Source organism: Bacillus sp. FSL K6-1560, assembly GCF_038592935.1.
Lineage (GTDB): Bacteria > Bacillota > Bacilli > Bacillales > Bacillaceae > Bacillus > Bacillus subtilis.
In genome coordinates this window covers 2,364,330-2,388,488 of the sequence record NZ_CP151946.1, presented here as the reverse complement: position 1 = coordinate 2,388,488, position 24,159 = coordinate 2,364,330, and the positions used below count along the sequence as shown (strand labels likewise).

2 protein-coding genes are annotated in these 24,159 nt (G+C 45.6%); both read left to right on the top strand.

The window, feature by feature from the left end:
• Positions 1-17 precede the first annotated feature (17 nt).
• Entirely contained in the window at positions 18-16,484 is a 16,467-nt protein-coding gene (locus NYE22_RS13055; protein ID WP_342412781.1) for an amino acid adenylation domain-containing protein, read from the top strand.
• 14 nt (positions 16,485-16,498) lie between these two features.
• Complete coding sequence (locus tag NYE22_RS13050) at positions 16,499-24,130, top strand: beta-ketoacyl synthase N-terminal-like domain-containing protein (protein ID WP_342411899.1); 7,632 nt, start codon at positions 16,499-16,501, stop codon at positions 24,128-24,130.
• Positions 24,131-24,159 lie beyond the last annotated feature (29 nt).

Here is a 24,159-nt window from a genome sequence, read left to right as displayed (position 1 = left end):
AAGAACATCTTAAAGGCATGAAGCGGCAGTTGAAAAGCCCGCTTTCAGAAGGGCAAAAAGGGCTGTGGATGCTTCAAAAAATGTCTCCTGGGATGAGTGCATATAACATTCCTTTATGCTTTCGCTTCAGCAAACCAATACATGCAGAGACGTTCAAGAAAGCCCTTCTGTTTGTACAGAGACAATATCCGGTCTTAGCCAGTGTGATTCAAGAAGAAAATGGCATTCCATTTCAATCGGTTCAGTTATCAAAGGATCTTTATTTTGTGGAAGAGGATATATCAGCAATGAAATCAGCAGATATTTTGCCTTTTCTAAAAGAAAAAGCAAAAGAACCTTTCCAGTTGGAAGCTGGTCCGTTATGGCGCACACACCTTTTTCATCGGTTAGAAGAATGCATTGTTCTTATAACAATTCACCATATCATATTTGATGGTGTGTCGATGCTGACATTGATATCGGCGCTATTCGAAGCGTATCAACAATTGCTGAATGGGATTGAACCCTTGCAGCAGCCATCAACAGCTGATTATTACGATTTTGTCGATTGGGAAAAACGGATGCTGACTGGCAGAGAAGGGGAAGAGCATCTCGCTTACTGGAAAGAACAGTTGTCTGGGAGTCTGCCAGTTCTTGATTTGCCTGCTGACCGTCCGCGGTCTTCAGCACGAAAATTCAAGGGGCAAGCTTATAAAAGCTTGCTCCCCCATCACCTGAGAAATCAAATTAAATCGTTTGCCCGCACCAATCATGTGAATGAATCGGTTGTGTTTCTCTCCATTTACAAAGTACTGCTGCATCATTATACAAAACAAAAGGATATCATTGTTGGCGTTCCGACAATGGGTCGGCAAGAAGACAGATTTGAAACCCTAATCGGTTATTTTATCAATATGATGGCTGTTCGGAGCAAGAATATCGGATCTCAGCCATTAACAGCATTTATTCGGGAACTGCAGCTGACAGTGGCTGACGGTCTGGATCATGCGGCGTTTCCGTTCCCTGCATTGGTAAGAGAGCTGAATGTAGACCGCTCGGCCGCGGATTCTCCGGTTTTTCAAACAGCCTTTCTGTACCAAAATTTTTTTCAGGCAACAGGTTTGCAAAAAGTGCTCGAACCGTATCAAACGCTTGGCATCGAATATATTGAAGACATTCGGCAAGAGGGTGAATTTGAGCTGGCGCTCGAAATATATGAGCAAGAAAATGAAACAGTGCTTCATCTTCTGTACAACCCTGATTTGTACGAACTGTCCTCCATTGAAAGCATGATGGAGAACTATATGAAGCTCGCGCAGCACATGATGGAGGACCCGTCTTTGCCGCTTGAAGCTTACTCTTTGCAATTAAATCAAGAACAAACTAGTTTGCTGGAACAATGGAATGCGACAGGGACAAACATCGCAAATGACAAGTGTATACATGAGGTGTTTGAGGAAAAAGCGAAACAAATCCCTGATGCGGTTGCTGTCATGTTTGAAGACAGATCACTTACATATAAAGAAGTAGATGAAAAAAGCACATCTGTGGCAGTCTACCTTCAACATCAGGGTGTTGGACCTGAACAGCCCGTTGGCATTTGTGCAGAGCGTTCGTTTGATATGATCATCGGAATTTTAGGAATACTGAAAGCTGGCGGAGCGTATGTACCGTTAGATCCAAGTTTTCCGCAAGAACGATTAGAGTACATGCTCAAAGACAGTCAGGCATCCATTGTCCTCACCCAACCTAACGTTCATGATAGGATCAACGGATTAACTGGCAGCCGTGTAAAAGCGATCAATATCGAGTTAGCTTGCCGAAACGATTATACAGACCAGCAAAGCAGCGGTTTAAAGCGGGAAGTAAAACCGGAACACCTCGCTTATATTATTTATACATCGGGAAGCACTGGAGAGCCTAAAGGGGTTATGGTAGAGCATCGGAGCATTATGAATACCCTGAATTTTCTTGAATCTCACTATCCTGTAACGGCTGAGGATGCATATCTATTGAAGACGAACTATGTGTTTGATGTATCGATCTCAGAATTATTCGGATGGTTTATTGGAGACGGCCGTCTTGTGATTCTTCCGCCTAATGGGGAGAAATCACCGCAGCTTTGCATGGATTATATTGAAACATATAAAGTGACTCACATTAATTTTGTGCCGGCCATGCTGCATGTTTTTTTAGAAATAGCGAAAGACAACAAGCGATTCACAGAGGATGGTCCGCTGAAGTATATGATGGTTGCAGGTGAAGCCTTCCCTAAAGAATTAGTGAAAAAGGCGGTATCACTCTTTACAAACTGCCGTGTTGAAAATATATACGGACCGACGGAAGCCTCCATTTACGCTGCGTATTTCGGATGCGGAAAAGGAGATATCGCGAGTCACCATACACCGATTGGAAAGCCTGTCTCCAACACGAAAATTTACATTGTGGACCAGCATTTGAAGCCTGTCCCGATCGGAAAGCCTGGTGAGCTTTGCATCGCTGGAGCCGGCTTAGCAAGAGGCTACTTTAAAAAGCCGGGGCTTACGGCTGAAAAATTTATTGATAATCCCTTTGAACCAGGGACGAAGCTATATCAATCGGGTGATTCAGCAAGGTGGCTTCCTGACGGCAACATAGAATACTTGGGACGGATTGACAGCCAAGTCAAAATACGTGGTTTTCGCGTAGAGCTGGGCGCAATAGAAACAAAGCTGAGTGAATTTCCGGGCATTTTAGATCAGGCGGTAGTGGTGAAGCAGCTGGAGGGCCATCAACAGCTCGCTGCTTATTATACAGAGGAAAGCGGACATGCCTCTGCCAATCCAAAAGATCTGCGCCTTCATTTAAAATCGAGTCTGCCCGAATATATGATACCTTCACACTTTATCCGCTTAGATGAGCTTCCATTATCGCCCAGCGGAAAAGTGAACCGTAAAGAATTAGAAAAACGCGATATCGTGTTCAACAGAAGGAAACCAAATCACTTGCAATTAACGGAAATAGAGGATCAGGTGCTGCGCATTTGGGAGGAAACGCTCAAGGTCAGCGGAATTGGGCCGGAAGACGGATTTTTCGATGCGGGCGGCGATTCGCTTCTGGCTGTAGCTGTGGCTGAACGAATCAAAAAAGAATTCGATTGTGAGTTTCATGTTACTGAGCTGTTTGAGTATTCCACGATCCGTGCAATCAGTGAATACATTTTGGAGATGAAAAACTCAGATCTAGCCGGGACACAAAATGAAGATCATTATGATATCAAAAAAGATAGAAAACACCTAGAACAGAAGATTCCTCCTTATTTTGACGACAGTGTTGCGATTGTGGGGATATCTTGCCAGTTCCCGGGTGCGAAAAATCATCATGACTTCTGGAACCACATCAAAGAAGGCAAAGAAAGCATACGATTCTTTTCTGAAGAAGAGCTTCGCGCAAATGGAGTTCCTGAAGAATTGATACAGCATCCTGACTATGTGCCGGTGCAATCTGTGATCGAAGGGAAAGATTTATTCGATCCCGGTTTCTTTCAAATCTCGCCAAAAGATGCTGAGTATATGGACCCTCAGCTCCGCCTCTTATTGCTGCACTCCTGGAAAGCGATTGAAGATGCAGGATATGTGGCTAAGGAAATTCCGGCAACAAGTGTATATATGTCTGCAAGCAGCAATTCATATAGAACGTTATTGCCGAAGGAGACAACAGAAGGACATGAATCACCGGATGGCTATGTCTCATGGGTTTTAGCCCAAAGCGGAACCATTCCCACAATGATCTCACATAAGCTCGGATTAAAAGGGCCAAGCTATTTTGTTCATTCTAACTGTTCTTCATCACTAGTCGGTTTATATCAAGCATACAAAAGCCTGACATCGGGCGAATCACAATATGCGCTTGTCGGAGGCGCAACATTGCACGCACAATCAGCGATCGGCTACGTGCACCAAAACGGGTTGAATTTTTCAAGCGACGGGCATGTAAAGGCGTTCGATGCTTCGGCGGACGGAATGGCCGGAGGTGAAGGCGTAGCAGTCATCCTGCTGAAAAAAGCTGTGGATGCCGTAAAAGACGGAGACCATATTTATGCCATTATGCGCGGAATAGGCATCAATAATGATGGGGCAGAGAAGGCAGGCTTCTATGCGCCTAGTGTAAAAGGCCAAACAGAAGTGATACAGCATGTATTGGATACAACCAAGATCCATCCTGAAACGGTCAGTTATATTGAAGCACACGGTACGGGAACGAAATTAGGCGATCCTATTGAGATGTCTGCGCTAAATAAAGTGTACAAGCAATACACCGACAAAACACAATTTTGCGGAATTGGTTCAGTGAAAACGAATATCGGCCATTTGGATACAGCTGCGGGGTTAGCCGGATGCATTAAAGTTGCGATGAGTTTATACCATAATGAACTTGCACCGACCATCAATTGTACGGAGCCGAATCCGGATATAAAGTTTGAAAGCTCTCCTTTTTATGTTGTCCGTGAACGAAAATCGTTAGAGAAACACGCAGGTGTCCATCGGGCGGCTCTGAGCTCATTCGGCCTTGGCGGAACTAACGCCCATGCAATATTTGAGCAATATGAAAACATTTCTGATGCAAGTACCGAAAACGAAGGCAATCAGCCTTACATCATTCCTATATCAGCTAAAAATAGTGAACGGCTCCAAGTATACGCGAAGGAAATGCTGTCCTATATCAGACAAGACGAGCAAAGACATTTCTCTTTAAGAGATATTGCATATACCTTTCAAGTCGGCCGTGAAGCAATGGATAACAGGATCGTTTTTATAGTGAACGATCTGGAAGAATGGAAACATCAGCTGGGAGCTTTTGTGACTGGAAAGCCGCTCACAGAAGGCTGTATTCAAGGAGAAAAAACGAGAATGACATCCGCTGAACAGCTGCTTGGAAATGCTGAAGCAGATGATATGGCTTCATCACGGATATCAAAAGAAGAATTGAGAAAGCTTGCCGAGATGTGGGCAAATGGCTTTCACGTTGAATGGCGCAGGCTCTATCCAAATACAAAGCCACGCCGCATCAGCTTGCCGACATACCCTTTTGCCGAAGAACGCTACTGGCCTGAAAGCAGCACCGGCGCTATCACAACAATTGAACCATCTCGTTTGCATCCTTTGGTGCACCATAATACATCGGTTCTGTCAGAGCAGCGTTTCAGCTCCATTTTCACAGGACAAGAGTATTTTATTGCCGAGCATGTCATTAAAGGCATGGCGATTTTGCCGGCGGCGGTCACGCTTGAAATGGCAAGAGCCGCTATAGAACAAGGAATTGGCGGATTGGAGGATCATGAAACTGGAATCAGGCTGAAAAATGTCGTGTGGGTTCGCCCGGTTGTAGCAGGAAGTGAGCCGGTTCAGGTAAATATCGGACTTTACGATGAAGATGGCGGACACATTGCTTATCGGATGTATGGCGAGCCGGAATCCGCTGATGCAGAACCAGTTGTATATAACCAAGGTAAAGCGGAATTGATTCATTTAAAGCAAGAAAAAGCACTGGATCTTTATAAGATCAAGAAACAATGTGATCAAAGCAAAATGGATGCTGCGTCGTTTTATGAAGGGATGATCGGCGCCGATTACGGTCCAGGTTACAAGAGTGTAGAGGCCGTATATAAAGGCGACGGCCAGCTGCTTGCCAAATTATCACTGCCGGAATCTGTCTTGCATACGTCAGACGATTATGTTCTTCACCCAAGTGTAATGGACGGGGCGTTACAGGCGGCTGAATATTTGCAAAATGTCGTCAGAGCGGAACTTTCAGACACTGAAGACTTTAAGGCAGCACTGCCATTTGCCCTGGAGGAACTTGAGGTCTTTGGTCAGTGCGTTTCTGACATGTGGGTTTATGTTCAATTCAACTCGAAAAACAAACCGGGAGATTTGATACAGAAAGTCGATATTGATCTATGCGATGAGCATGGCACGATTTGCGTGCGGATGAAAGGATTTTCGACGAGAGTGATGGAGGCAGATATACAAACCGAACCATCAAAAATGAACGCTGAAACTTTATTGCTTCAGCCCGTTTGGCAAGAACAAAAGGCAGCTGAAGGCGCGGCAGCAAAAAAATATGCAGAGCATCTCGTGTTCCTATGTGAATATGATCATGTGACGAGAGAACAGATTGAAGCAGCCATCGAGGATGTCCATGTATACAGCCTGGAAGCAAGGCCTTCTTCAGTAGATGGGCGTTTCCATTCTTATACAGAACAAGTGTTTAAAAAGGTAAAAGAGATCATTCGTACGAAACCGAAGGACGGCATTCTCGTTCAGATCGTAACCTCTGCAGAGGGAGAACAGCAATTGTTTTCAGGGTTGACAGGACTGCTGAAAACAGCTTGTCAGGAAAATGCCAAACTAACCGGCCAAATGATTGAAGTCAGCAGTGAAGAAAGTGGAGAAAGCATTGCTGGCAAACTGTTAGAAAATCAAATGAGCAGCGATTCATATGTCAAATATCAAAACGGGACACGGTATATTGCTGATTGGCGTGAAATCAAACAGGCAAAAGGAGACGGCAGCAAACCGTGGAAAGATAATGGCGTTTATCTCATTACAGGAGGTGCCGGCGGACTAGGTCATATTTTTGCAAAGGAAATTGCGGAACAAACGAAAAATGCGACAGTCATTCTGGCAGGCCGCTCACTTCTTAGCGAAAGCAAAAGCAAAAAGCTGGAAGAGCTTCATAGCAAGGGGGCTGACATCACCTACCGGCAAACAGATGTTACCAATAAAATTGAAGTCTATCAGCTCATTGACGACATTCAAAAAAGATATGGCCGTCTGAACGGTATTCTTCATAGTGCCGGAATCATCAAGGACAGCTACCTGGTTAATAAACAGGCAAAAGATCTGCACGATGTACTGGCGCCTAAAGTAAAAGGGCTTGTTTATCTAGACGAAGCGAGCAAGGATTTGCCTTTAGACTTCTTTATTCTCTTTTCATCTCTTTCAGGAAGTTTAGGGAGCATTGGCCAGTCTGACTATGCGGCAGCCAATGTATTTATGGATATGTATGCAGGCTATCGAAATAGGCTTGCCGACCTCAGCCAGCGGCATGGGAAGACGCTTTCTGTAAACTGGCCTTTATGGAGAGATGGAGGCATGCAGGTCGATCAAGAAACTGAGAAAAGGCTTGTGCAACTGGCCGGTATTGTTCCTATGAGGGCGGAAAAAGGAATTCAGGCATTATATCAAGCACTTCATTCAGAGGCAAACCAAGTAATGGTGATCGAAGGCGATGTGCAGAAAATAAAACAAAACATGCTGGCAAAAAAAGCCTCCGCACCTATGGAAAAGAAGGAAGCAGAACACATGACTGAACAAATAAATAGCATTGATACAGACAGTTTGCTGGATAAAGTAAAGGCGATGTTAAAGCGAGAGATCGCCAAGCTGTTAAAGGTCAAGCTTGAAACGATTGATGATCATGCCGAGATGACGGTGTATGGTTTTGATTCTATCTCCATGACTGAATTCACCAACCATATCAATCGCGTCTATCAGTTAGAGCTGACGCCAACCGTATTTTTTGACCACCCGACGATTCATGCGTTTGGCAAGCATTTGTCAGAAGAATATCAATCGGTATTTGCGAAGACATTTGCTGTGCGCGCTGCATCGGCTCAGCTTCAGCCTGCTGCGAAACAGGAACAAGCCGTGCGTGCCAAAGCTAAAAGACGCAGAAAGCAGCAAGTCATGCTGCCAAACGCCATACAGAGTGATGCAGGGCCTGAGCCAATTGCCATTGTGGGCATAAGCGGGATTTTCCCTATGGCGAAAGATGTTGAGGCGTACTGGAACATCTTAAAAGAGGGCAAAGACTGCATGACGGAAATCCCGAAAGATCGCTGGGATTGGCGTGAATATGAAGGTGATCCGGCGAAGGAAGTCAATAAAACGAACGTGAAATGGGGCGGTTTTATTGACGGTATTGCAGATTTTGATCCATTATTCTTTGGCATTTCCCCGCGTGAAGCTGAACAAATGGAACCTCAGCAGCGCTTACTGCTGACTTACGCCTGGAAAGCGATCGAAGATGCAGGATATTCGGCGAAAAGGTTGTCAGGCACAAAGACCGGCGTCTTCATCGGAACGGGAAATACAGGATACAGCTCTCTTCTATTTAAAGCGAATTCGGCAATAGAAGGATCAGCGGCAGCCAATACGAGCCCATCGGTCGGTCCGAACCGGGTCAGTTATTTCCTTAATCTGCATGGGCCGAGCGAACCGATTGATACAGCGTGCTCAAGTTCACTAGTGGCGATCCACCATGCCATCTCTTCAATTGAGGAAGGCACTTGTGACATGGCATTAGCCGGCGGTGTAAATACGATTATCCTTCCTGAGGTGTATATCAGCTTTGATAAGGCGGGAGCACTGAGCAAAGAAGGAAAATGCAAGACGTTTTCAAATCAAGCCGATGGTTTTGCGCATGGGGAAGGTGCCGGCATACTGTTCCTGAAAAAATTAAAAGCGGCTGAAGAAGCGGGAGACCATATTTACGGAGTCATAAAAGGCAGTGCAATCAATCACGGCGGCCGTGCAGCCTCTTTAACGACTCCCAATCCGAAGGCGCAGGCAGATGTTATTCAGTCGGCATATCAAAAAGCGGGAATCGATCCGAAAACCGTGACCTACATTGAAGCCCACGGAACCGGGACGGAGCTTGGAGACCCGGTTGAAATTAACGGTTTGAAATCAGCTTTTAAAGCATTGGGTGTAAATGAAGGAGACACATCAGCCAATCCTTACTGCGGATTAGGGTCTGTAAAGACAAACATCGGCCACTTATCGCTGGCAGCCGGTGCAGCAGGAGTTATTAAAATATTATTGCAGCTTAAGCATAAAACCTTAGTGAAAAGTCTGCATTGCGAAAACGTGAATCCATACATTCAGCTGAAAAACAGTCCGTTCTATATCGTACGGGAAACGGAAGAATGGAAAGCGCTGAAAAATGAACGGGGAGAAGAGCTTCCTCGACGGGCAGGTGTCAGTTCATTTGGAATCGGCGGGGTAAACGCCCACGTGATTATCGAGGAATATATTCCGGAAGCATCCGATGAGAATATACCATCCATCACGCCGGAACATCCGGGTATCTTCGTTTTATCGGCTAAAAATGAAGCGCGGCTAAAAGAACATGCACAGCAGCTGGCAGATGCGCTTGATAAGCAAACATATAGTGACGTAAATCTCGCCCGAATCGCTTATACACTGCAAGCCGGACGGGATGCGATGGAAGAACGTCTCGGGATTATTTCGGGTTCCATTGAGGATGTACAGCAAAAGTTAAAACACTTTGCAGCAGGCAAAAGCGGTGTGGAGGATGTATTTAAAGGCAGGATTGATAAAGGCACACTCCAAATGCTGACAGAGGACGAAGAGATTCAAGAAGCTGTCGAGAAATGGATGGAACGGGGAAAGTATGCAAAATTGCTTGAATTATGGGTAAAGGGGCTTGATGTAGACTGGACGAAATTGTATGGCGAGAATCTGCCAAAGCGCATCAGCTTGCCGACGTATCCTTTCGCAAAAGACCGTTATTGGATCTCTGATCATATTGAAAAAATCGGCAGCATTGATGCAAATCAAGCAGCCTCCCGCCTTGGCGGAGCCGTGCTGCATCCATTAATGCATCAAAACACATCGAATCTCTCGGAACAAAGGTTTAGCTCTATTTATACGGGAGAAGAGTTTTTCCTTGCTGATCATGTTGTGAAAGGCCAACGGATTTTGCCGGGAGTGGCTCATCTTGAATTGGCGCGGGCAGCTGTTGAGCAGGCCGCAGAGGTAGAAGGTGTACCGTGCACCATGAAGCTAAAGAATGCGGTGTGGGTGCGGCCTATTGTTGTAGAGGATCAGCCACAGCAAGTACACATTAGGCTTTTACCGGGAGAAAATGGTGAGATCTCTTATGAAATCTATGGTCATTCAGACGTTACTGGCGAACAGTCAATCGTCTACAGTCAAGGCAGCGCGGTATTGAATCCTGCTGAAAATCTGCCGGCGGTTGATTTGCAATCTCTGCGGGAGCAGTGTCAGGAAAGTCATTTCAGCGTAAACGAAGTATACGACACCTATCGAATGATTGGATTTGAATATGGTCCTGCTTATCGCGGAGTGAAAAAAATCTATACAGCTGAACAATTTGTTTTGGCAAAATTGTCATTGCATCCGTCAGCTGCAGATACGCTCAGCCAATACAAAATGCACCCTGGGCTGATGGATTCTGCTTTGCAGGCGTCAAGCATTTTGACAGGCGCCGGGGATAACCAGCTGACACTGCCTTTTGCGGTCCAGGAGCTTGAAGTCTTCGGAGCATGTTCGTCAGAAATGTGGGTCTACGCAAGATACAGCCAAGGCAGCAAGGCAACTGATAAGGTGCAAAAGCGCGATATTGATGTTTTAGATGAGAGCGGCAATGTTTGCGTACGGATGAAAGGATTATCTTTCAGAGCAGCGGAAGGCGGCTCTGGATCGGCGGAATCTGATCAAACGCTGGAAACCCTGATGTTTGAAGAAAAATGGGTGCCTAAGGATTTTAAAAAAGAAAGTCCTGAGCCTCATTACGAACGGCACATTGTCATGCTTTGCGACATGAATGGCCTCTCAAAAGATCGCATTGAATCAAGAATGACAGGAGCGGAATGCATCGTTTTGGAGTCATTCCGCGAAGGACTTGCAGAGAGGTTCCAGGATTATGCCGAACAAGCGCTTGAGACGGTCCAGGGTCTTCTCAAAAGCAGACCTCAGGGCAATGTTCTGATCCAGCTGCTTACCTCTGCACAAAGAAAGCAGTACTCATTCTCAGGGCTATCGGCGCTCCTTAAAACTGCCGGCTTGGAGAATAAAAAACTAATCGGCCAGACGATTGAAATCGATTCACATGAAAATATTGAAAGTGTGATAGAAAAACTGAAAGAGAATAAAAGGCACACAGAAGATCAGCACATCAAATATGAAAAAGGCAAACGGTACATCAATGATCTGGATGAAATGCAAATAGATGATCGGGAAATAAGCATGCCGTGGAGAGATAAAGGTGTTTACCTCATCACGGGCGGCGCAGGAGGACTTGGGTTTATTTTTGCAAAAGAGATTGCTCGCCAAGCCGAACAGCCTGTGCTCATTCTGACAGGCAGATCCGCGTTGAATGCGGATCAGCAGGCGGAGCTTAACGAACTTCAGCAATTAGGGGCTCGCGCAGAATACAGGCAGGTTGACGTGACACAAACGGAAGCAGCCTCCGAGCTTATCACAAGCATTACGTCTGATTACGAAGACTTGAATGGTGTCATTCACAGCGCTGGGCTGATTAAAGATAACTATCTTATGAGCAAAACCAATGAAGAGCTGACACAAGTTCTCGCTCCTAAGGTGAAAGGGCTTGTGAATGTGGATGAGGCAACCGAGCATCTTGCGTTAGATTTCTTTATCCTCTTTTCTTCAATATCAAGTGTTGCCGGCAGCGCGGGACAGGCCGATTATGCAATGGCTAATGCATTTATGGACAGTTATGCTGCTTATCGAAATGCGCTTGTAACCGCCATGTACAGGCACGGACAAACGTTGTCAATCAATTGGCCGCTCTGGAAAGAAGGCGGCATGCGCGCGAATAAAGAAATTGAAAACATGACGTTGAAAAACACAGGTGTGACTCCAATGCGGACCGAGACCGGCATTCAAGCGCTGTATAAAGGTTTGGCATTTGGCAAAGATCAAGTCATCGTCATGGAAGGATTCAAAGACATGATGAGGGAAAAGCTGACTCAAAAGCCGTCTTCTGATGATGTACCAATGAAAACAGTGCAAGTCCCGGTGACATCTGAAGCGAGAATGGATCAAGGGAATATGTTTGACCACATTCAAGAAGTTTTAAAGCAAACAATCTCTCAATTGCTCAAAATCAAACCTGAAGAGATTGACCAGGACATGGAGTTTAATCAATATGGATTTGATTCGATTACGTTAACTGAATTCGCAAATACACTGAATGAGAAGTACAAGCTGGATCTTACGCCTACGATCTTCTTTGAGCACGCAACTGTTTATGCATTTGCAGGGTATCTGTCAGAAGAATATCCAAATGCTTTTACAGCTCAAACGCCTGCCAAAGCTGAGGTGCTGATGCAGCCTGTCGAACAGAATATAAAAAATATGATGTTTTCGACTGAAAACCGCTTTGTAAAACCTTCGGCAACACCAATGCAAAAGGAAGCTGATCACAAGCCTGAGCCTATTGCGATTGTTGGGATGAGCGGCGTTTTCCCAAAGGCAAAAGACATTGAGGAATATTGGAAGAACCTGTTATCGGGCACGGATTGTATTACAGAGGTTCCAAAAGACCGCTGGGATTGGCAGGAGTATTACGGAGACCCTCTGAAAGAAGCGAATAAAACAAACGTCAAATGGGGCGGTTTTATTGATGAAGTAGCTGACTTTGATCCATTGTTCTTCGGCATATCTCCGCTGGAGGCTGAGCAGATGGAGCCTCAGCAGCGCCTGTTAATGACCTATGCGTGGAAGGCGGTAGAAGAAGCGGGACACTCAGCGAGAAGCCTGGCAGGAACCAAAACGGGCATCTTCATCGGGACAGGAAACACAGGGTACAGTTCACTTCTGTCAAATGTAGACATCGAAGGCTCAGCGGCTGCGAATATGAGTCCTTCTGCAGGACCGAATAGAGTCAGTTATTTCCTGAACATTCATGGACCGAGTGAACCGATCGACACTGCGTGCTCAAGCTCTTTGGTCGCCATTCATCATGCGGTTTGCGCCATTGAAAATGGAAACTGTGAAATGGCGATTGCGGGAGGGGTCAACACGGTCGTAACTCCGCAAGGCCATATCGCCTATGATAAGGCCGGGGCGTTGAGCAAAGAAGGAAGATGCAAAACATTTTCTGACAAAGCCGATGGATTCGCAGTCAGTGAAGGTGCCGGCATTCTCTTTCTGAAAAAGCTGACAGCGGCTGAACGAGACGGTGATCATATTTACGGTGTCATTAAAGGAAGTGCGGTAAACCACGGTGGCCGCGCAAATTCTCTAACGACTCCTAATCCGAAAGCTCAGGCGGATGTCGTAAAAACAGCATATGAAAAAGCGGGAATTGATCCAAGAACCGTAACTTATATTGAAGCGCATGGGACTGGAACCGAGCTGGGCGATCCAGTAGAAATCAACGGCTTAAAAGCGGCATTTAAAGAGCTGTATGAAAAAACGGGGGACCCGGCTGTTCATGGCAGCCATTGCGGACTTGGATCAGCGAAAACAAACATCGGCCACTTATCGCTTGCGGCCGGTGTGGCGGGTGTCATTAAAGTGTTATTGCAGCTCAAGCATAAAACGCTTGTCAAAAGTCTGTACAGTGAAACTGTTAATCCGTATATCAGACTGGACGACAGCCCGTTTTATATTGTGCAGGAATCGAGAGAGTGGCAGGCGCTTCGGGATGAAGCCGGCCGAGAGCTGCCGCGCCGCGCAGGTATCAGTTCGTTCGGGATAGGCGGCGTCAATGCCCACGTGGTCATTGAGGAATATATTCCGAAAGAAACAACCCATCCTGCAACAGCACTAGCTGTGACAGCACAGCACCCGGGCATCTTTATTTTGTCGGCAAAGGATGAAGATCGTCTGAAAGACCAAGCCCGGCAATTAGCAGACTTTATCAGCAAGCGATCTATCACTGCTCGTGACCTCACTGATATTGCTTATACACTCCAAGAGGGGCGTGATGCAATGGAGGAGAGATTAGGGATCATCGCTGTCTCGACTGGAGACTTGCTGGAAAAACTGAACCTCTTTATAGAAGGGGGCACCAATGCGAAGTACATGTACAGAGGCAGAGCAGAAAAAGGTATCGCACAAACATTGAGATCAGATGACGAAGTACAGAAAACGCTCAACAATAGCTGGGAGCCTCACATATATGAAAGACTGCTTGATTTATGGGTAAAAGGCATGGAAATAGGCTGGAGTAAACTGTATGACGGCAAACAGCCGAAACGCATCAGCCTCCCTACCTATCCATTTGCGAAAGAACGCTACTGGATAACGGATACGAAAGAGGAGGCAGCCGCCCATCAAACAGCTTTAAAAACAGTCGAATCAGCAGCTTTGCATCCATTGATACATGTCAACACATCTGATTTGTCAGAGCAGCGTTTCAGCTCGGCCTTTACAGGTGCTGAGTTCTTTTTCGCCGATCATAAGGTGAAGGGGAAACCGGTTATGCCGGGCGTGGCATATCTTGAGATGGTTCATGCTGCCGTTACAAGAGCAGTGAGAAGAACCGAAGATCAACAATCTGTTATTCACATCAAAAATGTTGTGTGGGTGCAGCCGATTGTGGCGGACGGCCAGCCTGTGCAAGTGGATATCAGTCTAAATCCCCAGCAGGACGGCGAGATTGCTTTTAACGTCTATACAGAGGCTGCACACAATGATCGAAAGATACATTGTCAAGGCAGTGCTTCAATCCGCGGGGCAGGAGACATTCCAGTCCAGGATATCAGCGCGCTTCAAGACCAATGCAGTTTAAGCACACTCTCACACGACCAGTGTTATGAATTGTTTAAGGCGATCGGCATTGACTACGGACCTGGTTTTCAAGGGATAGATCGGCTTTACATCGGCCGCAATCAAGCCTTGGCAGAGCTTTCTCTGCCTGCTGGTGTAACTCACACACTGAATGAATTCGTTCTTCATCCAAGTATGGCCGACTCTGCTTTACAAGCGTCGATCGGGCTAAAGCTGAATTCCGGTGACGAGCAGCTTTCTCTGCCTTTTGCACTGCAAGAGCTAGAAATATTCAGCCCGTGTACAAATAAAATGTGGGTGTCTGTGACATCTCGTCCTAATGAGGACAAAATACAGAGACTGGATATTGATTTGTGTGATGAACAAGGCCGAGTGTGTGTAAGAATCAAGGGGATTACCTCAAGGCTGCTGGAAGAAGGCATACAACCGCCAGACGGGCCGACATCACTAGGAAACTCCAAAGCAACTCTTAACGGAGCGCTTCTTATGGCGCCGATATGGGATCGAGTGCAGCTGGAGAAGAGGAGCATTTCGCCTGCTGATGAGCGTGTTGTCATCCTCGGAGGGGATGACAACAGCAGAAAAGCTGTTCAAAGGGAGTTTCCGTTTGCCAAGGAGCTGTACATTGAGCCGAACGCATCAATTCATAGAATTACAGGCCAGCTTGAAGCACTCGGATCGTTTGACCACATCGTGTGGATGTCTCCTTCTCGTGTGACAGAGTGCGAAGTCGGCGATGAAATGATTGAAGCCCAAGATCAAGGCGTCATTCAAATGTATAGGCTCATTAAGGCAATGCTTTCTTTAGGCTATGGACAGAAGGAGATAAGCTGGACGGTCGTGACGGTGAATACACAATATGTTGATCAGCATGATATTGTCGACCCGGTCGATGCCGGGGTGCACGGCCTGATCGGTTCAATGTCAAAAGAATATCCAAATTGGCAGACAAAGCTGATCGATGTTAAAAAATACGAAGACCTGCCGTTATCTCAACTCCTTTCCTTGCCTGCCGATCAAGAAGGGAATACGTGGGCCTATCGAAACAAGATTTGGCATAAGCTTCGTCTAATTCCAGTACACAACAATCAACCGGTGCACACGAAGTATAAGCACGGAGGTGTTTATGTTGTCATAGGCGGAGCTGGCGGTATTGGTGAGGCGTGGAGTGAATATATGATCAGAACATATCGGGCGCAGATCGTTTGGATTGGCAGAAGGAAAAAGGATGCAGCCATTCAAAGCAAGCTGGACAGACTTGCGCGTCTAGGGCCAGCCCCGTATTACATTCAAGCTGATGCGGCTAACCGAGAGGAATTAGAACGAGCGTATGAAACAATGAAACAAACGCATCGAGAAATCAACGGCATCATCCATTCTGCGATTGTCTTACAAGACCGAAGCCTGATGAATATGAGTGAGGAATGTTTCAGAAACGTTCTTGCTGCAAAGGTTGATGTAAGCGTGCGAATGGCCCAAGTTTTCCGGCATGAACCACTGGATTTTGTTTTGTTTTTCTCTTCCGTACAATCGTTTGCAAGAGCTTCCGGACAAAGCAACTACGCTGCGGGCTGCAGTTTTAAGGATGCTTTTGCACAACGGCTTTCTCAAGTATGGCCTTGTACAGTGGCCGTGATGAATTGGAGTTATTGGGGAAGCATTGGTGTTGTTTCATCACCGGATTACCAGAAGAGAATGGCTCAGGCAGGCATAGGCTCAATTGAAGCCCCTGAAGCAATGGAAGCTTTGGAATTGCTGCTCGGGGGACCGCTGAAGCAGCTAGTGATGATGAAAATGGCAAACGAAACGAATGATGAAGCGGAACAGACAGAAGAAACGATTGAAGTGTACCCGGAAACTCACGGCTCCGCCATTCAAAAGCTGCGAAGCTATCACCCGGGTGACAGCACAAAGATTCAACAACTGTTATAGGAGGGGAAGCGCCAATGCTGAACACAGAAGACATTCTCTGTAAAATGCTTTTCGCACAATTACAGTCCATAGGGTTTTTCACAGAAAGTAAATCCCAGCCGGTATTGGAGAATTTCTATGGCAGATGGTTTGAAGAAAGCCAATCGATTTTAGAACGGCATCAATTTCTCAAGCGAACGGAGAACGGATATGTTCCAACACGCTCAATAGGCACCATGAGCGAGCTGTGGAAAGAATGGAATGAACAAAAATTTGACCTGCTTCAAGACAATAATATGAAAGCCATGGTGACATTGGTGGAGACAGCACTTAAAGCCTTGCCGGAGATTCTGACCGGCAAGGCGTCAGCCACCGATATCCTGTTTCCGAATTCATCTATGGATTTAGTAGAAGGGGTCTATAAAAACAATCAAATCGCAGACTATTTTAATGATGTTCTTGCAGATACGTTAACAGCCTATCTGCAAGAACGTCTGAAGCAAGAGCCTGAGGCGAAGATTCGAATATTAGAAATCGGAGCCGGGACCGGCGGGACAAGCGCGGCTGTTTTTCAAAAATTGAAAGCATGGCAGACACATATAAAAGAATATTGTTATACAGATCTGTCTAAAGCTTTTTTAATGCATGCAGAAAATAAGTATGGTCCTGACAATCCATATTTGACATATAAACGATTTAATGTCGAGGAGCCGGCGTCTGAACAGCATATTGATGCGGGAGGCTACGACGCGGTCATCGCGGCAAATGTGCTTCATGCCACAAAAAATATCCGGCAGACATTGCGAAATGCAAAAGCAGTTTTGAAAAAAAACGGGCTGCTCCTTTTAAATGAAATAAGTGATCATAATATATATTCGCATTTGACGTTCGGCCTTTTAGAGGGCTGGTGGCTGTATGAGGATCCTGATCTCCGCATTCCGGGCTGCCCGGGCCTGTATCCGGATACTTGGAAAACGGTGCTTGAGAGTGAAGGATTTCGCTATGTTTCCTTTATGGCTGAACAATCGCATCAGCTCGGCCAGCAGATCATTGCCGCTGAAAGTAACGGAGTCGTCCGTCAAAAGAAGAGAACGGGGGCAGAAGAAGATCCAAGCCATCTACAAATGAATGCTGAAATCGATCATTCACAGGAAAGCGATTCTCTCATCGAACAAACGGCACAATTTGTGAAGCATACGCTGGCAAAATCAATCAAACTATCACCAGAACGTATTCACGAAGATACGACATTTGAGAAGTATGGAATTGATTCGATTTTGCAGGTGAATTTCATTCGTGAATTAGAAAAAGTGACGGGAGAGCTTCCAAAAACCATTTTATTTGAACATAACAACACAAAAGAACTCGTCGAATATTTAGTAAAGGGGCATGAAAATAAGCTCCGGACAGCATTGTTAAAGGAAAAAACGAAGCCTGCAAAAAATGAAGCTCCACTTCAAACAGAGCGTACAGATCCTAATAAGCCATTTACTTTTCATACACGCCGCTTTGTTACAGAGCAGGAAGTCACGGAAACTCAGCTAGCAAATACTGAACAGCCAAAAAAAGAAAAGACAAGTAATTTGCAAGGAACACATTTTAATGATTCTAGTACAGAAGATATCGCAATAATCGGGGTAAGCGGGCGCTATCCGATGTCTAACAGTTTAGAAGAGCTTTGGGGGCATTTAATCGCCGGAGACAATTGTATTACAGAGGCACCGGAATCCAGATGGCGCACATCTTTATTGAAAACATTATCAAAAGATCCAAAAAAGCCGGCAAATAAGAAACGCTATGGCGGATTTTTACAAGATATAGAGGCATTTGACCATCAGCTTTTTGAGGTGGAGCAAAACCGGGTGATGGAAATGACACCGGAACTCCGTTTATGTTTAGAAACCGTCTGGGAAACGTTTGAGGACGGCGGCTATACGCTAACCCGGCTGGATAAATTGCGGGATGATGACGGAGTAGGTGTTTTTATAGGGAATATGTATAACCAGTATTTTTGGAATATCCCATCTTTAGAGCAGGCAGTCCTCAGCTCAAATGGGGGAGACTGGCACATTGCAAATCGCGTTTCCCACTTTTTTAACCTGACCGGACCGAGTATCGCTGTCAGCTCAGCATGCTCTAGTTCATTAAACGCCATACATCTTGCGTGTGAAAGCCTGAAATTGAAAAACTGCTCAATGGCGATTGCTGGGGGTGTCAATTTAACACTCGATCTCTCTAAATATGATTCTTTGGAGCGTGCCAATCTGCTGGGAAGCGGCAATCAAAGCAAAAGTTTTGGCACAGGAAACGGGCTTATTCCCGGGGAAGGCATCGGAGCTGTCCTGTTAAAACCGCTTTCGAAGGCAATGGAAGATCAGGATCATATTTACGCTGTGATCAAAAGCAGTTTTGCCAACCATAGCGGCGGAAGACAGATGTATACAGCTCCGGATCCGAAACAGCAAGCAAAGTTAATTGTCAAGTCGATTCAGCAGTCGGGCATTGATCCAGAGACTATCGGCTATATTGAATCGGCGGCAAATGGTTCGGCGCTGGGCGATCCTATTGAAGTAATTGCCTTAACAAACGCGTTTCAACAATATACAAACAAGAAACAGTTTTGTGCGATAGGCTCTGTCAAATCCAATCTGGGGCATTTAGAGGCGGCTTCCGGTATTTCTCAGCTGACAAAAGTGCTGCTGCAGATGAAGAAAGGGACGCTGGTGCCGACAATTAATGCGATGCCTGTCAATCCAAATATTAAGCTGGAACACACGGCTTTCTATCTTCAGGAAGAAACAGAGCCATGGCATCGCTTGAATGATCCTGAAACTGGAAAACAATTGCCACGCAGAAGCATGATCAATTCCTTCGGAGCGGGGGGAGCCTATGCCAATCTTATTATAGAAGAATATATGGAGACGGCCCCTGAGAAAGAACATATCGCTCCCCGCCAGCAGGAATTCACTGCCGTTTTTTCAGCCAAAACAAAATGGAGCCTGCTTAGCTATCTAGAAAATATGCAATTGTTTTTAGAGAAGGAAGCTTCTCTGGATATTGAACCCGTTGTACAGGCTTTACACAGGAGAAACCATAATTTAGAGCATAGGGCTGCATTTACAGTGACATCGACTCAAGAGCTGTTCGAAAAACTAAAGGTGTTCCGAACATCAAGAGAAAGCTCACTCCAGCAAGGCATCTATACATCATTCGATTTACAGCCATGTGCGGAATCAGCATCTAGGGATAGAGAAATAAACGCAGCAGAGCAATGGGCACAAGGGGCATCGATTGCTTTTAAAGAAGCTGATATAGGGAACCGAACAGGCTGGGTTCATCTGCCTCACTATGCATTTGACCATAATACATCATTTCATTTCGATGTATCGTCTATCAATGAGAAATCGTCAGATGTTGAAGACAATATCAATCAGCCGGTCATTCAAGATCAATTCACTTATGATGAGCCTTACGTTCAAGGACACGTCTTCAACAATGAACGGGTGCTTGTCGGTGCCACATATGGCAGTCTGGCCATTGAAGCATTTTTTAACCTGTTCCCTGAGGAAAACAGCGGCCGTATCAGCAAATTAAGTTATACCAGTCCAATTGTCATCAAACAAGGCGAGACCATTGAACTTCAGGCAAAGCCGCTGCAAAAAGATCAAGTCATAGAACTGCAAATCATGTATCGCGAGCCGTCCTCTGGTTTGTGGAAGGCTGCCGCAATCGGACAATGCGGAATCGGTTCTTTTGAGCCAAAAAAAGTCAATATCGAGAACGTTAAGCATTCATTAACTAAGCTTCATCACATCGATCAGATGTATAAAACCGGAAACGGTCCTGAATGGGGAGAGTTATTTAAGACAATTACTCATCTCTACAGAGATCACAAGTCTATACTGGCAAAAATTCGCCTGCCCCAAAGCGGGCTGGCAAACGGGCACCATTACATTGTAAGCCCATTGATGACAAACAGCGCGTACTTGGCTATCCTCAGTTTCTTAGAGCAGTTTGACATGACAGGCGGCTTCCTGCCGTTTGGAATCAATGATATCCAGTTTACAAAGCAAACGATAAAAGGGGATTGCTGGCTTTTGATTACATTGGTTAAGAATACAGGTGACATGCTGCTGTTTGATGTAGATGTGGTCAATGAGTCGTCAGAAACAGTGCTGCACTACTCGGGCTACTCGCTTAAACAGCTTCGTATTTCGAATCAAAGAGGAAATCAAAATAAGGCCATCAAAGCCAGCAATCTGAAAGCTCGTATCAGAAGCTATGTAACAGATAAACTGGCAGTAAACATGGCCGATCCGTCAAAATTGTCAATTGCAAAAGCGCATATCATGGATTTTGGAATCGATTCTTCTCAATTGGTTGCACTGACAAGGGAGATGGAAGCAGAGACAAAGATCGAATTAAATCCGACTCTGTTTTTTGAATATCCGACTATTCAAAAGCTAATCGACTTTTTTGCGGACAAACATGAAGCATCATTTGCTCAGCTGTTTGGTGAAGCTCATCAGCAGGAAGAACGCCCAGCTCAAATTGAAAACCAAATGAAACAGATTCCGGCATACGAGACGAACACGGATAAAACAATCGAACACGCGGCAGACGGCATAGCCATTATCGGCATGTCGGGACAGTTTCCGAAAGCAAACAGCGTAACGGAATTTTGGGATAACCTTATCCAGGGAAAGAACTGTGTCTCTGAAGTGCCGAAAGAACGCTGGGACTGGCGCAAATATGCCGCAGCCGATAAGGAAGGGCAATCAAGCCTTCAATGGGGCGGTTTTATAGAAGGAATAGGTGAGTTTGATCCCCTGTTTTTTGGCATATCGCCTAAAGAAGCGGCGAATATGGACCCACAGGAGTTTCTGCTCTTGATACATGCATGGAAGGCGATGGAAGATGCAGGCTTAACAGGGCAGGTTGTATCCAGCCGCTCGACAGGGGTATTTGTCGCAGCCGGCAATACGGATACAGCTGTGGTTCCTTCCCTAATTCCAAACCGTATATCCTATGCACTTGATGTAAAAGGGCCAAGTGAATATTATGAAGCTGCCTGTTCCTCAGCTCTAGTGGCTTTGCACAGAGCTATACAATCCATTCGAAATGGCGAATGTGAGCAAGCCATTGTCGGGGCTGTGAATTTGCTGCTTTCACCAAAAGGCTTTATTGGCTTTGACTCAATGGGCTATTTGAGTGAGAAAGGACAGGCCAAATCCTTTCAAGCAGATGCAAATGGCTTTGTCAGAAGTGAAGGAGCAGGAGTTCTCATCATTAAACCATTGCAAAAAGCCATTGAAGATTCTGACCATATTTATTCGGTTATTAAAGGTTCAGGTGTATCGCATGGCGGCAGGGGAATGTCACTTCACGCGCCAAATCCGGCCGGCATGAAGGATGCAATGCTGAAGGCTTATCAAGGAGCGCAAATTGATCCCAAAACGGTGACCTATATAGAAGCACATGGGATCGCCTCTCCATTGGCAGACGCGATAGAAATAGAGGCGTTAAAGTCTGGCTGCAGTCAGCTCGAATTGGAACTTCCACAGGAAGTACGGGAGGAAGCGCCATGTTATATCAGCAGCTTAAAGCCGAGCATCGGACACGGTGAACTCGTCTCCGGCATGGCTGCTCTTATGAAGGTCAGCATGGCGATGAAGCATCAAACAATACCAGGCATATCCGGATTTTCGTCTTTGAATGACCAGGTGTCATTAAAGGGCACCCGTTTCCGAGTGACTGCCAAGAATCAGCAATGGGGGGATTTAAGTGACGCTGCAGGCAAAAAAGTTCCGCGCAGAGCGAGTATCAACAGCTATAGCTTTGGAGGCGTAAATGCGCACGTCATTTTAGAAGAATATATTCCTTTACCAAAACCACCTGTTAGTATGAGTGAGAATGGTGCCCACATTGTGGTTCTTTCTGCAAAGAATCAAGACAGGCTAAAAGCAATTGTTCAACAGCAGCTTGACTATGTGAATAAACAACAAGCACTGTCATTACAAGATTATACTTATACACTCCAAACCGGCCGAGAGGAAATGGAAGATCGCCTGGCGCTCGTCGTCCGCAGTAAAGAAGAACTGGTAATCGGCTTGCAAGCCTGCTTAGCAGAAAAAGGCGATAAGCCGAAGAGTTCTGTACCTGTCTTTAGCGGAAATGCAGAAAATGGCTCGTCAGATATCGAAGCCTTGCTGGATGGTCCATTAAGAGAAATGGTGATCGAGACTTTGTTGTCTGAAAACAACCTTGAAAAGATCGCGTTTTGCTGGACAAAAGGGGTGCAAATCCCATGGGAAAAGCTTTATCAAGGAAAAGGTGCCCGCAGAATACCGTTGCCAACCTATCCATTTGAAAAGAGAAGCTGCTGGAACGGCTTTCAAGCAGTAGAGAATACGCCTTCTGTTTCACAGGATGAGCGTATCAACAACAGCAGCGATCATCACATATTAGCAAATGTACTAGGGATGGCTCCGGATGAACTGCAGCCTCATAAGCCATTGCAGGAGTATGGATTTGATTCAATTTCTTGCATACAGTTATTACAGCAATTGCAATCAAAGGTGGACCCTCTCATTGCCTTGACGGAGCTTCAAGCATGCCATACTGTTCAGGACATGATGGACTTGATCGCAAAGAAACAGGAGGATACATCCTTACAAAATGATCAAGCTCGCACGTTTCCGGAATTGATACCGTTAAATGACGGCAAGCGGGGGCGCCCTGTCTTTTGGTTCCATGGCGGAGTAGGAGGAGTTGAAATCTATCAGCAATTTGCACAAAAGAGCCAGCGCCCTTTTTACGGCATTCAAGCCAGAGGATTCATGACTGATTCTGCTCCTTTGCACGGAATTGAACAAATGGCTTCCTATTATATAGAGATCATTCGATCCATACAGCCTGAAGGTCCTTATGATGTAGGCGGATATTCCTTAGGCGGGATGATTGCATATGAAGTCACTCGCCAGCTGCAAAGCCAAGGCCTTGCTGTCAAAAGCATGATGATGATTGACTCCCCATATCGTTCTGAGACAAAAGAGAATGAGGCATCTATGAAAACGTCAATGCTGCAAACAATTAATACGATGCTGGCATCGATTGCGAAACGGGAAAAGCTTACGGATGTTCTCATCAGCCGTGAAGAGGTGGACATAAGCTTAGAGGATGAAGAATTCCTGTCTGAGTTGATTGACTTGGCAAAAGAACGAGGGCTAAACAAACCAAATAAGCAAATACGTGCGCAGGCTCAGCAAATGATGAAAACACAGCGCGCCTATGATTTGGAGTCGTACACTGTTAAGCCTCTCCCTGATCCTGAGACGGTAAAATGTTATTATTTCCGCAACAAAAGCAGGTCCTTCTTTGGTGATTTAGACACTTATTTCACTTTATCAAATGAAAAAGAACCGTTTGATCAAGCTGCCTATTGGGAGGAATGGGAGCGGCAAATTCCCCATTTCCACCTGGTGGATGTCGATTCTAGCAACCACTTCATGATATTAACCGAACCGAAAGCGTCAACAGCCATGTTAGAATTTTGTGAAAAGCTTTATTCAAACAGGGGAGTAGTGAATGCGAATTTCCTTAAGGCTTTCCGAAAGAAACATGAAGCGAGGGAAGAAAAAGAAACAGATGAATTGGTGAAGCGCTGAGAAAACACAAACGCCCCCTCTTTTAAAAG